At 35.1% G+C, this 14,684-nt stretch carries 14 protein-coding genes, 2 pseudogenes and 2 riboswitches; of the genes and pseudogenes, 10 read left to right on the top strand and 6 right to left on the bottom strand.

The annotated features are described in order from the left end of the window. The first annotated feature begins 77 nt into the window (after positions 1-77). Positions 78-581 (top strand): hypothetical protein, encoded by a 504-nt coding sequence (locus ACK1U5_RS26530; RefSeq protein ID WP_000756517.1) that lies wholly within the window; start codon positions 78-80, stop codon positions 579-581. Positions 582-597: 16 nt separating this feature from the next. Here ACK1U5_RS26530 and ACK1U5_RS26525 read toward each other — a convergent pair. After that, a pseudogene (locus tag ACK1U5_RS26525) lies at positions 598-823 on the bottom strand (DUF3951 domain-containing protein). A gap of 169 nt (positions 824-992) precedes the next feature. Further along, a riboswitch (SAM riboswitch) is annotated at positions 993-1,098 on the top strand. A 136-nt stretch (positions 1,099-1,234) separates the two neighbouring features. On the opposite strand from ACK1U5_RS26525, the gene ACK1U5_RS26520 reads away from it, so the two are divergent. The 5 genes from ACK1U5_RS26520 to ACK1U5_RS26500 are packed head-to-tail and all read left to right on the top strand — an operon-like array spanning position 1,235 to position 6,534. Further along, on the top strand, positions 1,235-2,152 hold the full coding sequence (locus ACK1U5_RS26520) for an ABC transporter permease (protein WP_000289322.1): 918 nt from the start codon (positions 1,235-1,237) through the stop codon (positions 2,150-2,152). 16 nt (positions 2,153-2,168) lie between these two features. Continuing rightward, positions 2,169-3,173, top strand: a complete 1,005-nt coding sequence (locus ACK1U5_RS26515) for an ABC transporter permease (protein ID WP_000501529.1) — start codon at positions 2,169-2,171, stop codon at positions 3,171-3,173. Continuing rightward, the gene (locus ACK1U5_RS26510; protein WP_069605351.1) at positions 3,130-4,140 is read left to right on the top strand and encodes an ABC transporter ATP-binding protein; all 1,011 of its coding nucleotides are present in this window, start codon (positions 3,130-3,132) and stop codon (positions 4,138-4,140) included. Before ACK1U5_RS26515 ends, ACK1U5_RS26510 begins: the two co-directional genes overlap by 44 nt. Further along, a complete protein-coding gene (locus ACK1U5_RS26505) occupies positions 4,137-4,910 on the top strand; it encodes an ABC transporter ATP-binding protein (RefSeq protein WP_000205679.1) in 774 nt (257 codons plus the stop codon). The genes ACK1U5_RS26510 and ACK1U5_RS26505 overlap by 4 nt, the downstream gene beginning before the upstream one ends. A gap of 13 nt (positions 4,911-4,923) precedes the next feature. Beyond that, the gene (locus ACK1U5_RS26500; protein WP_000714099.1) at positions 4,924-6,534 is read left to right on the top strand and encodes a peptide ABC transporter substrate-binding protein; all 1,611 of its coding nucleotides are present in this window, start codon (positions 4,924-4,926) and stop codon (positions 6,532-6,534) included. A 24-nt stretch (positions 6,535-6,558) separates the two neighbouring features. Here the strand turns inward: ACK1U5_RS26500 and ACK1U5_RS26495 are convergent, their stop codons facing one another. Next, entirely contained in the window at positions 6,559-7,026 is a 468-nt protein-coding gene (locus tag ACK1U5_RS26495) for a YusW family protein (protein WP_001221553.1), read from the bottom strand. A gap of 172 nt (positions 7,027-7,198) precedes the next feature. On the opposite strand from ACK1U5_RS26495, the gene ACK1U5_RS26490 reads away from it, so the two are divergent. Genes ACK1U5_RS26490 through ACK1U5_RS26480 form a run of 3 tightly spaced genes read left to right on the top strand, consistent with a single transcriptional unit; the run spans position 7,199 to position 8,655 of the window. After that, positions 7,199-8,098, top strand: a complete 900-nt coding sequence (locus ACK1U5_RS26490; protein ID WP_000544203.1) for a helix-turn-helix transcriptional regulator — start codon at positions 7,199-7,201, stop codon at positions 8,096-8,098. A gap of 18 nt (positions 8,099-8,116) precedes the next feature. Next, entirely contained in the window at positions 8,117-8,308 is a 192-nt protein-coding gene (locus ACK1U5_RS26485) for a hypothetical protein (RefSeq protein WP_000922552.1), read from the top strand. Beyond that, positions 8,305-8,655 carry a hypothetical protein gene (locus tag ACK1U5_RS26480; RefSeq protein WP_000156942.1) on the top strand — a complete coding sequence of 117 codons (351 nt, stop codon included), beginning with the start codon at positions 8,305-8,307 and terminating at the stop codon, positions 8,653-8,655. Before ACK1U5_RS26485 ends, ACK1U5_RS26480 begins: the two co-directional genes overlap by 4 nt. A 40-nt stretch (positions 8,656-8,695) precedes the next feature. Here ACK1U5_RS26480 and ACK1U5_RS26475 read toward each other — a convergent pair whose 3' ends face one another. The 4 genes from ACK1U5_RS26475 to proC all read right to left on the bottom strand — a co-directional run bounded on the left by ACK1U5_RS26475 (position 8,696) and on the right by proC (position 14,409). Then, complete coding sequence (locus ACK1U5_RS26475; protein ID WP_000730942.1) at positions 8,696-10,336, bottom strand: peptide ABC transporter substrate-binding protein; 1,641 nt, start codon at positions 10,334-10,336, stop codon at positions 8,696-8,698. Between the two features lie 404 nt (positions 10,337-10,740). Beyond that, complete coding sequence (locus tag ACK1U5_RS26470; protein WP_000726464.1) at positions 10,741-12,381, bottom strand: peptide ABC transporter substrate-binding protein; 1,641 nt, start codon at positions 12,379-12,381, stop codon at positions 10,741-10,743. A 132-nt stretch (positions 12,382-12,513) separates the two neighbouring features. Next, a riboswitch (SAM riboswitch) is annotated at positions 12,514-12,618 on the bottom strand. Between the two features lie 152 nt (positions 12,619-12,770). Beyond that, positions 12,771-13,604, bottom strand: a complete 834-nt coding sequence (locus ACK1U5_RS26465; RefSeq protein ID WP_113710828.1) for an aldo/keto reductase — start codon at positions 13,602-13,604, stop codon at positions 12,771-12,773. Between the two features lies 1 nt (position 13,605). Continuing rightward, positions 13,606-14,409 (bottom strand): pyrroline-5-carboxylate reductase, encoded by an 804-nt coding sequence (proC, locus tag ACK1U5_RS26460; protein ID WP_000956278.1) that lies wholly within the window; start codon positions 14,407-14,409, stop codon positions 13,606-13,608. A 116-nt stretch (positions 14,410-14,525) separates the two neighbouring features. Here proC and ACK1U5_RS26455 point away from each other — a divergent pair. After that, positions 14,526-14,627: pseudogene (locus ACK1U5_RS26455) on the top strand (nicotinamide riboside transporter PnuC); the annotation flags it as partial. Positions 14,628-14,684 lie beyond the last annotated feature (57 nt).

Raw genomic sequence — 14,684 nt, 5'->3', positions numbered from 1 at the left:
ATGTTCTCGGTATAATAACAAGTGGAGATAAAAGAAACTATAATGAGTAATAGTTGTAGATAAAAGGAGAAGAAGAGATGAAGAAGGTTTTGGGTATTGCCGTAATGGGAGGAATGCTCCTTCTAGCAGGATGTAATGGAAATAAAGATACGAAAGAACCGAAAGAAAAGGTAGAGCAATCTACAGAACAAACAGAAGAGATGAAAGAATACCGTGCAGTACATGAAAAATACGATATGAAAATGAATAAAGAAATTAATAAAGCACTGCAGTTATTTGAAGTAGCAAAAGAAAAGGGCGGTAAGGAAATAACGACTGCTACATATAAAGAAGATGTGCAAAAGGTAACAACGAGCATGTTAGAAGATATTGATCATATACGTAAAGAAATTCGTGTTCCGAAGTCGAAAGAGCAAGAACATGAAGTATATGTTGGTTTCTTGAATGAATCGGAGCAAGCAATGAAAAAATTACAGAAGTTAGCTAAAGAAGAAGATTCATCGTTGATTCGTGATATAGAAATTAATTTTGCAACAGCATCGACATACTATAAACGTTTTCAAGCAGAAACGAAAAAATAACCTTGCCTGTGCAAGGTTATTTTTTCTTATTACCATCTCCGTCTTCATCTTCATCTTCATCCTCGGATACTAATACCTTCTGCTCTTCGTGAAATTCGGAAATAGTTTGCCCGGTAATATTATCGAAAGGAGTATAAAAAAGTAATACGTTTCTTTTTAATAAAGAGTTTATAGAAGCCGATGATGACAAGTATAACGATTGTTAAGGGTAATCCTATAGTAGCAAGAAGTAAGGGGTCCATCTTATAACTCCTTTAACATCATTTCTTTTTATTATAAGCTGAAAAATGTAATTTCGATAAATGGATTAAAAACTGATTTTTCTAAATATACCCAATTTGATTGACTTTTCATTTTTTCAGAATTATAATTCGAAATATACAATTTGAACCAAATAATAATATAGCAATTTACTTATCCAGAGAGGTAGAGGGACTGGCCCTATGACACCTCAGCAGCGGGTTCTGTAGTAGGAACACCGTGCTAATTCCAGCAAGCAAGTCTTGAAAGATAAGTGATGGGCCTTTGTTTATTAAGCCTTGATCTTATTTTTTAAGATCAAGGCTTTTTGTATTCTAAAAAGAGAAAAGGGAGTAATGGAAAAAGTACGTTCATAAAACTAAGTAAATATATGTGTTTAGGGGGTTATTGAAGTGTATGTAATTAAAAAATTATCAGTTATGGTGTTCACGCTATGGGTTATTACGACGGTGACATTTCTAATTATGCATATTATTCCGGGGGATCCATTTTCATCAGATGCAAAAATCTTTCCTGAAGAAGTGATCCAAAACATGAGAGCGAAGTATCACCTTGATGAACCGTTGTGGAATCAATATGTGGCTTATTTAGACGGTGTAGTTCATTTTGATTTTGGTGAATCTGTTCAATCAACCGGGCAAGGTGTATCAGAAATTATAACAACTGGCTTTGGTCCATCAGCAATTATTGGTCTACAAGCACTTGTTATTTCGTTGTTAGTCGGAATTGCTGCAGGTACATTTGCTGCTCTATATCATGGGAAAGTAATTGACTATAGTGTGAGTTTGCTCGCAATTCTAGGTATTTCTATTCCAAGTTTTATTTTAGCACCACTATTTATACAAGTATTCGCTATTCAATTCGAGCTTTTACCAGTAGCCTCTTGGGGAACATTCGAACATACAGTATTGCCATCCTTTGCGTTAGCGTTAGGGCCAATCGCAGTGATTACAAGGTTTGTTCGTTCTAATATGATCGAAGTACTGCAGAGTGATTATATTAAGTTAGCAAGAGCAAAAGGCATACCAATTAAGAAGATTATTATAAGACACGCTCTTCGAAATGCGATTGTTCCAGTACTTACATTTGTTGGACCGTTAATGGCTGGACTCTTAACGGGGACTTTCGTTATTGAAAAAATCTTTTCAATTCCTGGCCTAGGAAAATATTTTGTAGATAGTATTTTTAACCGAGACTATCCGGTGATTATGGGAACAACAATTTTCTATAGTGCATTATTAATTACTTGTATTTTCATTACAGATATTATTCACCGTATTGTTGATCCACGTATTCGTTCTATTACGTAAGGAGGGGGATGTTTAGATGGGGGCTTATGAAATTAATGACCAGTTATTAACAAATGAAGAGAAAAAAGAATTAACGATAAATAAAAATCAGCAAACGATTAGCAGAAAGAAAGAAGTGTTTCGTAAGTTTATATCGAATCCAATCGCAGTTTTAGGAACAGTGACGTTATTGCTAATTATTGTTTTCTCGCTTATTGGCGAAAGTTTAACTTCATTTACTGCGAGTGAACAAGTAAAAGAGGCAACAAATTTACCGCCGAGTAGTGAACATTGGTTTGGAACAGATGATCTAGGGAGAGATATTTGGGCACGTACTTGGGCTGGTGGGAAGATTTCACTAACAGTTGGATTAGTAGCAGCTGCCCTCGATATAGGGCTCGGTGTACTGATTGGTGGATTTAGTGGATATGTGAGAGGGCGTAATCGCCTTGGAACGTTAATTGATGAGTGGATTATAAGAGGAATTGAAGTATTATACGGCATCCCATATTTATTAATTGTTATTTTACTATTAATTGTTATGAAACCAGGTCTTTTCACCATTATTATCGCCCTTGCATTAACGGGATGGATTGGAATGGCTCGTCTCATTCGAGCACAAGTATTGTCTTTAAAACAACGAGAGTTTGTTATTGCAGCAGAGCGATTAGGTACATCACATATGAAAATTATATATGGGCATTTAATTCCGAATTTAACAGGGATTATTATCGTCAATTTATCATTTACAATTCCAGCAGCTATTTTTTCAGAATCATTTTTAAGCTTTATAGGACTTGGGGTACAATCACCAGCGGCAAGTTGGGGGACGATGACGAATGATGCACTCGGGACATTATTGAGCGGAGAATGGTGGCAGCTATTTTTCCCAGCAATCATGATTGCACTCATTATGTTCGCATTTAATGCAATTGGTGATGGTTTGCAAGATGCAATTGATCCAAAAATCGTCAAACGGAATCGAAAGGAGAAAAAACATGGGACAAATCTTATCTTTAGAAAACGTAACGTTAGCCGTTGAAAAAGAGGATAGTAAGCAAGCAATTGTGAAACATGTTTCCTTTTCTATTAACGAAGGTGAAATAGTTGCACTTGTAGGAGAAAGTGGTTCAGGAAAAAGTGTTACAGCACAATCCATTATCGGCTTGAATCAAGAATTAATTCATATCGATGATGGAAATGTATCTTTCCAATCAAAGGAATTAACGAATTTACAAGAATCAGAATGGAATCAAATTCGCGGAAAAGATATTTCCTTTATATTTCAAGATCCGCTTTCATCTTTAAACCCAACGATGAAGGTAGGCAAACAAATTACAGAAGTAATTTTGCAACATGGGAAAAAGTCGAAAAGAGAGGCAAAGGGAATTGCGATTAACTTGTTAACAGATTTAGGGATACATGAAGCAGAGAAACGCTTTGAACAGTACCCACATCAATTAAGCGGGGGGATGAGGCAACGTATTTGTTTAGCAATTGCGTTTGCTTGTCATCCAAAGCTTGTAATTGCAGACGAGCCGACAACAGCGTTAGATGTAACGATTCAGAAACAAATTATGGGGCTATTAAAAGAAAGAAAAGAAAAACAAAATACGAGTATTTTATTAATTACACATGATTTGGCACTTGTACGTGAGGTAGCTGATCGAGTAGTTGTTATGTACGGGGGACGTGTTGTTGAAAAAGGAACGATACAGGAGGTAATAGGTTCTCCTAAACATCCATATACGAAAAGCTTATTACAAGCCATTCCGAATATGGATGTTTCCGAAAAGGTATTACGTGCTATAGAAGGAACGACACCTTCCATTGAAACATTAAATAGCTTTGGTTGTCCTTTTGTAAATCGTTGTCCAGTAGCCATAAAAGAATGTATTCATCGTTTCCCAGAGAGAACAACGTATTCTAAGGAGCATAGTTCACATTGCTGGCAGCATGTTCTGGAGCATAATAAAGCGAAATCAAAAGAGAAGGTGAATGCCTCATGACGACAGATTTAATTACTGTAAAGCAAGTAACGAAAACATATGGAAGTAAAAGTAAAGAAATCACAGCGTTAAAAGATATATCACTTTCTATCCCGAAAGGAACAACACTTGGCATTATTGGTGAAAGTGGTTCAGGAAAAACAACACTTGGAAAGCTCATAGCAGGGATTGAGAGTCCAACGTTTGGTGAAATTGATTATAACGGTCAAGTTGTTCACATGCTGAAGTCAGCTCATAAGCGAGATTTTTTACAGAAAGTACAGTTCATTTTTCAAGATTCTACAGCTGCATTAAATCCGCGCTGGAAAATACGCGATAGCGTAACGGAGGGTTATATTTCATTCGGTTTAGGTGATAAAGGATTGAAGGATAAAGTAGCGGGTGATGCCCTGGAGCGTGTTGGATTAGATAGAAGATATATTGATCGATATCCGCATGAATTTAGCGGAGGACAACGTCAACGTATCGCTATTGCAAGAGCGTTATTGTGTGAGCCAGAAGTATTGATTCTTGATGAACCAATTTCAGCATTAGACGTTTCATTGCAAATTCAAATTGTACATCTGCTGCAAAAAATCCAAAAAGAACAAGGTTATACATATTTATTCATCGCTCACGATTTACCGATGGTTCACTATTTATGTGAAAAAGTAGCTGTCTTATACAAAGGAGAACTTGTTGAATTTGGAAATACGGACGAAGTATTCCGTAATCCACAACATTCTTATACAAAAACATTATTAGCATCAACACCAAAAATTTCAGGTTAAAGGAGAATGTAGGATGAAGAAGTTTTTACTGTTTGTCATTATGACTGTTTTAGCAATTACTTCTGTTGCTTGCGGTAAGAAAGAAACGCCAAAGGCGAGTGCTGGTAAGGGAGAAGGAGATCGATTAGTAACGAATATTAGTAGTGATCCATATACACTTGATTCTGCTATTGCAACAGATAGCACGTCAGGTTATATAATTGGGCAGTTGTTTTCAAGTTTATATACGCAAGATAGTGATGGGAAATATCAAAATGAATTAGCGGAGAAAGAAGAAGTAAATGCTGATGGAACTGAATATACAATTCATTTGAAGAAAGATATTAAATGGTCAGATGGTTCGCCTATTACAGCAAATGATTTTGAATTTGCATGGAAGCGATTATTAAATCCAAAAACGGGTTCTATGAATGCGACAGAAATGTATTTTATTAAAGGGGCAGAGGCGTATAATACTGGGAAAGGTGAAGAGGGGCAAGTTGGTATTCAAGTTGTTGATCCTCAAACATTAAAGGTAACCCTTGAACACCCAGTTGCTTCTATTAAACAAAAACTAGCAAGCTCACTATTTATTCCATTAGCTAAAAAGTCGATTGATGATAATAATAAATTAAAAACAGATCCAAAAGAGTTAATTACGAATGGGCCATTCACGTTAAAAGAGTGGAAGCATAACCAGGCTATTACAGTACAAAAAAATAAAGAATTCTATGATAAAAAGGTAACTCTAAAAGAAATTGAGTTTCGTATTATTCCAGACTCTAAAACAGCGTATCAATTATTTAAATCCAAAGAATTAGATTTACTAAGTGGTTTACCACAAGAGATGATCGAAAAAGAAAAAGGAAATAAAGAATATAAGCGTGTTGCAGGTTTCTCTTCGTATATTTATTCGTTTAACGTAGAAAAAGAGCCGTTTACAAATGCGAAGGTACGTAAAGCATTTTCATTAGCGGTTGATCGTAAATTTATCGTTGAAAAATTGTATAAAAATAATGCGCAAGAAGCATATGCATTCGTTCCAGAAGGAGCAAAAACACAAAGTGGCCGTGATTTCCGTAAAGAAAAAGGTGATTACGTTAAATTTGATCCAGCAGAAGCGAAAAAGTTATTAGAAGAAGGCATGAAAGAACAAGGCTGGTCTACATTACCTGAAGTAACATTAAAATTCACTACAGATACACAACATAAAAAAGTAGCAGAAGCAATGCAAGAAATGTTTAAGAAAAATCTTGGCGTAGATATTAAATTAGAAAATAAAGAGTGGAAGAGTTACATCGACACATACAAGCAAAGTGATTTCCAATTAGCTTATATGGGATGGGGCGGCTCTTTATTAGATCCAATTACTAAACTAGATTTATATGCAGGTGATGGTCCGAATAACTATGCAAAGTGGCATAATAAAGAATTTGACGCTTTAATAAAAGAAGCAAAAGTTGAACAAAACGAGGATAAGCGCTTTGAATTATTACATAAAGCGGAAGATATTATGTTTACAGATTCACCATTAATCCCAATTATTTTCCCAAGTGCCTCATATTTACAAAAATCATCAGTATCTGGTGTCCAATTCATTATTGGTTCTAGTCCAGAATTAAGATACGCAAAAATTAAAAAATAAAGAAGTAGGCAACCGCCTACTTCTTTATTTTATTTCTCTTTTGTATTCTTTTTTCGTTCCATCAGAGAAGACAACTTCTAAATCAAATTTTTGATAGTCTTTATCAAGTTTGAACACGTTCACTACTTGATCGATTACTTCTTGGTCAGCAGTATTTTTATCAAATTTTAATTCTTGTAAGAGTGGGCTTAATTTTGTGATAGCCTCGTCTCCTGTTAATTTTACATCTGCTTTATGATCTTCAATTTTTGCTTCCATTTTCTTATCAGCTGCTACATTTTTATAGTCTGCTTCGTAGTCTTTCTTTGTATCTTGGTAGTCTGCCTTTAAATCGAATTCATTGAAGTTTAGTTTTAAATCTGCAGGAGCCTCATTTTTTGCTTCTTCAGTCGTCTTTTTATTAGAAGTTGTGTCTTCTTTTGCAGGAGCTTTACATCCTGTTAATGCAGGTACTAGCATAAGAGCTAATAAAACTGATAGTAGAATTCTCATTATAAATTCCTCCTTATGTAAATTCGTTCTATACAAGTTTTTCCCAAAAACATGTAATTATGTATGTGTTGAAAATAAATTATTATTCTGTAGTTGCAAGGGCTAATCCGCAATTTAAATCAAAAAAGATTTGTATGTATATGGTAAATTGAAGTTGTGAGGAGGGGCTAAAATGCATGAAGAATATAAAGAGATAATAAAAAAATCAATTGAATATATAGAGAATCACTTACATGAGGAGCTTACAACAGAAAGAGTGGCATCTCACAGTGCAGTATCGATGTACCATTTTCATCGCATCTTTCAAAGATATGTTGGGATGAGTGTAACAGATTATATTCGAAAGAGAAGGTTAACTCATGCTGCGCAAGTTTTAGTGTCAACGGAGAGAGCTGTTATTGATATTGCAGTGCAATACGGTTTTTCCTCACAAGAGGCATTTACGAGAGCTTTTAAAAGAATGTTTCAATTGCCACCAAAGAAATATCGAAAGTACTTTCAGTCATTTTATATAGAAAGAGAGGGTGTTTCAATGCAAAAAGGTATACCGAAAGGATGGATCTTAAGTGGAAGTCATCCTGCTGAATATGAGATGGGTTTAGATTATGAAGTTGTCCATCAGGGGAAAGTATCTGCATACATAAAAGCAAAAGAGAATGTTACGCACGGAGGATTTTCAACATTAATGCAAATGTTCCGAGCGGATAAATATGTAGGAAAGAGATTACGTTTTACAGCATTTATTAAGAGTGAAAATGTAAGAGATTGGGCAGGATTGTGGATGCGAGTAGATGGAAAAGATACAGAACCGCTCGCTATGGATAATATGCAAAATCGCCCCATTAAAAATACGAATAACTGGCAATCGTACTCGGTTGTATTAGATATAAAAGAAGAAGCACTTGGTATTGCATTTGGTGTTTTATTATCAGGAGAAGGTTGTGTGTGGCTAGATAGTATTCGATTTGATGAAGTAGATGAAAAAATTCCTTCAACAGATTTGGCAGAGAACTTTTATGAAACACTTTTAGAAGAGCCGGTGAATCTACAATTTGAAGAAGTAGAAAAATAAAAAACAAGGAGAAAAGATATGCTCAAATATGTAAAACTAATAAGTATTAGTTTAGTAATATCGTCTTGTATTATGGGAGTTAATTATTTAGTTAGCTATCTTTGGTCAGGGCATATACCTTCTTTGACGTGGAGAACATATTTGATGTTTGTGTTTATATGTATGATGAGTTTTGGTTCAATGCAAAAAGAAGGAAAAGAGGATTATTGACAATAGTCTTCTTCGCCTTTCTTTCATTAACACAAATGGTTGTAACTGTTTTTGGAGATGCAGGTATGATTTTCAATATCATCTCACTATCGTTACAACTTGTAAGTTTGGGTGTAATTGTACCACATGAAATGCTTTCTAAAACATACCAAACAATCAGTGAATTATTTCCTGCAATATATGCAGGAAATGGCTATTATACAATAATATTTGGAGGAGTTAGTTTAGAAAGAAATATTATTTCATTATTAGTTATTGTATTGGTTATACAATTAGTAGCAGGTATGATTTTAGCTATAAAAGGAATGGCAAAGGGAAGAGGAAGCTCTGTAGTTAAAGTTGTATAAAAGTAAAAAGGTATCCTTCATGGGATACCTTTTACTTTTGTTACTTTGCAACTTCTGTCCACTTGTAGTTAAACTCACCACCGAAGTCAGTTGTTACAAGTCCTTTAATGAAAGAGCGTTGTAAGTAAGAACGACCTTGTTGGTATAAAGGAGCGACAGCGCCGTCTTGTAATAGAATTTTTTCAGCTTGCTTCATTGCTTCAAAGCGTGCTTTTTCATCGCCAGCTAAATCTGTTTTCACTTTATGAATTAGCTCATCGTACTCTTTGTTAGAGTATTTATCGAAGTTATAAGCACTATCTGTTGTAAATAGATCTAAGAATGTAATTGGATCAGCGAAGTCAGGGCCCCAGCCGTCAATACCAATTTCATAGTCACCACTTAATAGTAGTTTTAGCTGTTGTTTACGTGGTTGTGGTTTTAAATTCACTGTTAATCCGTCTAAGTTCTTTTCTAATTCACCTTTTAAATATTCACCAGTCTTTTTAGCTAAAGCATTGTCACTTGTTAATAGTTCGATTGTTACTTTGTCAGTACCAAGTTCTTGTTTTGCTTTTTTCCAGTTTTCTTTCGCTGTTTTCACATCATCCTTGACTAGATTTCCATTTTCTTTACGGAAGTCGTTGCCTTCTGGGCTCTTTGCGAATTTCGCAGGAACCATTCCTTCAGCTGGAACAGCGCCGTTATTTAAAATTGTTTCTACGTAAGCTTTTTTATTCATTGCGCCGTTAATAGCAAGGCGTGCATGTTGATTTTTTAATGTTTCATTTTTTTGATTTAATCGTAAGAATTGAATGCCGACTTCAGCGCGTTCCTTGAAGTTTGGATCGCTCTTATATTTATCAACAAACTCTGCAGTTAAAGCAACACGATCAATTTGTCCTGAATCATATAAGTTCACTTCTGTAGACTTATCTTTAACGACATTGAAGTTGATTTCTTCTAATTTTACCGTTTTAGCATCCCAATAGTTAGGGTTTTTCTTCAATTGGAAGCTTTGTTCATGTTTCCAGTTCTCTAATGTGAAAGCACCGTTGTAAATTAAATGATTTGTTTCCAAACCATATTTATCACCTTGAGATTTTAAGTACTCTTCATTAATTGGTAAGAATGTTGAGAATGTCGTTAAGCTTAAGAAGTAGGGAACAGGACGGTCTAGTTGCACTTCTAACGTTTTGTCATCAACAGCTTTGACCCCTAGTTGATCAATTGGCAATTGTTTTTGGTTTATTTGTTTCGCATTCTTTATATCGAAGAATAAGAATGCGTATTCAGCTGCTGTATCAGGATTTACGGCACGTTGCCAAGCGAAGGCAAAGTCCTTTGCTGTAACAGGAGTACCGTTTGACCATTTTGAATCACGCAGATGGAATGTATATTTTGTTTTATCGGGACTAATGTCAACCGACTCAGCGACACCAGGAACCGGTTTATTATCTTCTCCCATTGCATATAACCCTTCAAAAACATTGCGCATTACGTTCATGGATTCCCCATCCGTTGCTTTTGCAACATCCATTGTTGGAATTTCTGAAGCGAATGATAAGTTAATTGCCTGTTTATCAGGTGCTTTATCGTTTGCTTTCGCTCCGCTTGCATTATCCTTATTTCCCCCGCAAGCAGTTAGTAATAGACTTGCCCCTAAAACAGATGCAACAACAGGTATAACTTTTTTCTTCATTGTTCGTTCCTCCCTAAATGTGTTGTTCGTAACGTCATAATGTCCATGTCTTGAAGTAGCTATAGAAGGAGATAAAACCTATTATAAATATTTGTTTATAGGTAATCAGGTGTTCTATATGTATATACATGTTGATCTATAATCTATCGTTATATGTTTCAACGTAGTAGACATTATATTTTGATGGTGAAATATTTCGTTTCTTTGATTATTTAGAATATTAACACTGGAAAGAACTATATGTCAATAATAAAAATAGATTGTTAATTTCTTAGAATAATATATTGAAAAAGCGATTTTCATGTGTGAGAGAACCTATTTTTAATATATTTTGCTAAAAAAACAATTGGTGTGGGCTAATAATAAGTGGGGATGAAGAAACCCCCACTTATTAAAGTTTCACTTTATTTTTCAATTTTTGCCCACTTGAAGTTTAATTGCCCTGCAAAGTCTACTTGCACAATTCCTTTCACATAAGAACGTTCTAAATAAGATTCGCCTTTTTGGTAAAGAGGAGCGATAACAGAGTCTTTAAATAATATTTTCTCGGATGCTAGTAATGCTTCCCAGCGAGCTTTTTCATCACCAGCTAAAGTTGTTTTCACTTTTGCTATTGTTTCATCGAATTCCTTATTAGAGTAATGATCTAAGTTATAAGGGTTATTCGTTGTAAATAGCTCAAGGAATGTAATTGGATCCGCAAAGTCAGGGCTCCAGCCATCAATTCCGATTTCGTAGTCACCTTTTAATAAAAGCGAAACTTGTTGCTTACGCGGTTGCGGTTTTATATTTACTGTTAATCCATCTAGATTCTTTTCTAGTTGTCCTTTTAAGAATTCACCAGTTTTCTTATCAAGGTCAGCATCACTCGTTAATAATTCTAATGTTATCTTTTCAGAACCAAGCTCTTGTTTAGCTTTTTTCCATAACTCTTGTGCAGATTTTGTATCAACTTTTGTTAAATCGCCATTTGCAGTACGGAAGTCTTTTCCTTCAGGTCCTTTTGCAAAGTTTTTTGGAACGAGACCAAATGTTGGTGTAGATCCATCATTTAATAACGTATTTACAAAGGATTTTCTATCAATTGTTTGATCAATTGCTTGGCGTGCAGAAACGTTTTGAAGCACTTTGTTTTGTTGATTCATACGTAAAAATTGTACGCCTACGTTTGGACGTTCTTTAAAGTTAGCATCCTTTTTATATTTATCGACGAAGTCAGATGTTAGTTTTATACGATCTAATTGTTTTGACTCGAATAAATTTACTTCTGTTGATTTTTCTTTTACGATGTTAAAATTGATTTCTTCTAGTTTGACAGTATCTTTATCCCAATAGGTAGGGTTTTTCTTGAATTTAAAGCTTTGTTCGTGCTTCCAATCGCTTAGTGTAAAAGCTCCGTTGTACAAGATTGTATTATCTTCTAAAGCGTACTTATCACCTTGTGCTTTAAAGAATTCCTCGTTAATTGGTAGAAATGTTGGGAACGCTGTTAAGCTAATAAAATACGGAACAGGACGCTCCAATTCTACCTCAAACGTATGGTCATCAACTGCTTTTACACCAAGTTGGTCGGCTGGAAGTTCTTTGTTGTTAATTTTTGTTGCGTTTTTAATATCAAAGAATAGAAATGCATATTCAGAGGCTGTTGCTGGATCTACGGCTCTTTGCCAAGCGAACACAAAATCTTTAGCTGTAACAGGAGTGCCGTTTGACCATTTTGAATCTCGCAAATGGAATGTGTATTTCGTTTTATCGCCACTTACTTCATGAGATTTTGCAACACCAGGAACAGGTTTGTTACCTTCACCAAGATTATACAAACCTTCAAATACGTTTCTCATTACTTGACCAGAATCAGTATCTGTAGCACGAGCCGTATCCATTGTTCGTATTTCAGTAGGTGAAGATAAGTTTAAAACCTGTTTACTAGGTGCCTCGTCTTTTGCATTTGCTCCGCTTGCTTCGTTTTTATAACTACCGCAACCAGTTAATAAAATACTTACTCCTACAACTGATGCAATACCGGGTACAAACTTCTTTTTCATTTGATTTTCCTCCTAAATAATTAAGTTTGGATGATGATGAGGGAAATGAAAAATAAAAAATCCCTCTTTTCATATTGAGAAAGAGGGATTTTTACGTACAAGTTATGCACCCGTATATAAACGAAGTCCCTCATTCTATCTTTCAAGCATAAAGCTTGCAGGAAGTGGCACAGTATTCAAAATGAACCTGTTGCCGAGGTTTCAAAGGGCCAGTCCCTCCACCTCTCTTGATACAATGAGTAAACGAATAAATTTTATTAATTTTTGTGTTTCTTTGATAATTCAAAATCTTACACCTTGAATAATGAAGTGTCAACTAAATGAAATATAGTTTAAATTTTCAGTTTTATTAAATGGAAAAATCACTGCATAGGGCAGTGGTTTTTCTACTAGAAGTTAAAGTTATCTGGATCTGGACCAACGCGACGATCTTCATTTAAAGCTTGAATTGCTTTCATATCATCAGCACTTAATTCAAAGTCGAAGATGTTTGCATTTTCAATAATGCGATGTTCTTTAATTGATTTGGGAATTGTTACAACTTCGTTTTGTAAATCCCAGCGTAAAATAATTTGCGCAGTTGATTTATTATATTTTGTCGCAATTTCTTGTAACGTTGGATTATCTAGTTGTTGTCCTTGCATTAATGGTGACCAAGCTTCAAGCTGAATATTATGTTCTTTACAGAATGCATGTAACTCTTCTTGTGCTAAACGTGGGTGGTATTCCACTTGGTTGACCATTGGCTTAATTTCAGCAATTTCAAATACGTCTTGTAAGTGGTGAATGTGGAAATTACTCACACCGATAGCGCGAACACGGCCATCTTTATAAAGTTTTTCTAATGCTTTCCATGATTCGGTATATTTCCCTTTTACAGGCCAATGTACTAAATATAAATCTAAATATTCTAGACCTAATTTCTCTAATGTAGTTTCAAATGCTTGAAGTGTTGTTTCATATCCTTGATCGCTATTCCATACTTTTGAGGTAATAAATAATTCTTCGCGTGAAACACCGGATTCACGAATCGCTTGTCCAACGCCTTCTTCATTTTGATAGATTGCTGCAGTATCGATGCTGCGGTAGCCATTTTTAATTGCTGCTTTTACAGAATCAATTACTTCTGAACCATCTTCTACTTTAAAAACACCTAAACCAAACCAAGGCATTTTTACACCGTTATGTAATGTTGTATAGTCTTTTAAACTTGTTAAAATCATATTATTTCCCCCTAGCTTTTTTGTTTGTTGCTTCTACTGCTTTTTGAATTGCCTCTGAAAAATTATATTCGTATAAAGTTTTGAGACCCTCAGCTGTGGAACCACCTGGCGTTGTTACTTGTTCGCGGAGGTTAGCTGGATTTTGCGTTTGTTCGAGCATAGAAGCAGAGCCAGAAATCATTTGAATGACAAGATGTTTTGCGGTTTCTTCATCGACTCCATAACTTTTTGTTGTTTCAATTAAGCTTTCAGCAAAGTAATAAAGGAAGGCTGGTGCACTTCCAGTAACTGCAGTAAGCTGATGAACTTCTTCCTCAGTACAAAGTTGCGAAGTACCAATACCTTTTAAAAGCAGTTGCAGGGTTTCTTGATGCATCTCATTTACTGATTGTCCCATTGTATATAAGGAGATAGATTTTCCAATTTCAGCAGCTGTATTAGGCATAATCCAAGCAACAGGCGTGCCCTTTGGGAGTCTAGCTTCTAAATAAGATGGTCCAATGCCAGCTGCGACTGTTACGACTAGTTGATTTGATATTAACGGAGATAGCTCAGCTAATAACTCTTCATGAGCAGAAGGTGGCATTGCTAAAACAACCGTATCAACAGATGTAACATGCTGTTTCCAATCTGTTGCAGTAGACACATTATATCGATGTTGTAACTGTTTTAGCTTTTCTACGTTGCTTCGATTAGAGACGATAATTTCTTCGATGTACTCTTTGCTTGTTTTAAGTAATCCGGAAAATATAGCTTCTGCCATACGACCGGCACCAATAAATAAAATTCGATGTTTAGTTAGCATATTCTTTATTCCTTTCTAGTAGAGATATGTTATAAAAACGATATCATCTTTAAGAGAATGTTGTAAAAAGAAAAGACTTACCGTAGATGGAATGGATAATGAGAAGGCGGAAATTCATGCTAATATTAACTGTTATTAATCTCTTTATATGTGTAGCTGGTTTGCTAGAGTGGAAGAACAATTATAGGGGGCAAGAACATACAAATAATTATATCTAGAAAATAATTAGAATTGAAAAACCCCTGAAGCATATATGCTTCAGGGGTTTACTAATA

This window comes from Bacillus sp. XB1 (assembly GCF_053557995.1).
The sequence above is the reverse complement of the archived record's forward strand: the minus strand, read 5'-3'. Positions and strand labels throughout refer to the sequence as shown.

Excerpts from the sequence above, each read along its gene's own strand:
- ACK1U5_RS26530 (WP_000756517.1), top strand. The coding sequence starts at position 78 with ATGAAGAAGGTTTTGGGTATTGCCGTAATGGGAGGAATGCTCCTTCTA.
- ACK1U5_RS26515 (WP_000501529.1), top strand. The coding sequence starts at position 2,169 with ATGGGGGCTTATGAAATTAATGACCAGTTATTAACAAATGAAGAGAAA.
- ACK1U5_RS26510 (WP_069605351.1), top strand. The coding sequence starts at position 3,130 with ATGGGACAAATCTTATCTTTAGAAAACGTAACGTTAGCCGTTGAAAAA.
- ACK1U5_RS26505 (WP_000205679.1), top strand. The coding sequence starts at position 4,137 with ATGACGACAGATTTAATTACTGTAAAGCAAGTAACGAAAACATATGGA.
- ACK1U5_RS26500 (WP_000714099.1), top strand. The coding sequence starts at position 4,924 with ATGAAGAAGTTTTTACTGTTTGTCATTATGACTGTTTTAGCAATTACT.
- ACK1U5_RS26495 (WP_001221553.1), bottom strand. The coding sequence starts at position 7,026 with ATGAGAATTCTACTATCAGTTTTATTAGCTCTTATGCTAGTACCTGCA.
- ACK1U5_RS26490 (WP_000544203.1), top strand. The coding sequence starts at position 7,199 with ATGCATGAAGAATATAAAGAGATAATAAAAAAATCAATTGAATATATA.
- ACK1U5_RS26485 (WP_000922552.1), top strand. The coding sequence starts at position 8,117 with ATGCTCAAATATGTAAAACTAATAAGTATTAGTTTAGTAATATCGTCT.
- ACK1U5_RS26475 (WP_000730942.1), bottom strand. The coding sequence starts at position 10,336 with ATGAAGAAAAAAGTTATACCTGTTGTTGCATCTGTTTTAGGGGCAAGT.
- ACK1U5_RS26470 (WP_000726464.1), bottom strand. The coding sequence starts at position 12,381 with ATGAAAAAGAAGTTTGTACCCGGTATTGCATCAGTTGTAGGAGTAAGT.
- ACK1U5_RS26465 (WP_113710828.1), bottom strand. The coding sequence starts at position 13,604 with ATGATTTTAACAAGTTTAAAAGACTATACAACATTACATAACGGTGTA.
- proC (WP_000956278.1), bottom strand. The coding sequence starts at position 14,409 with ATGCTAACTAAACATCGAATTTTATTTATTGGTGCCGGTCGTATGGCA.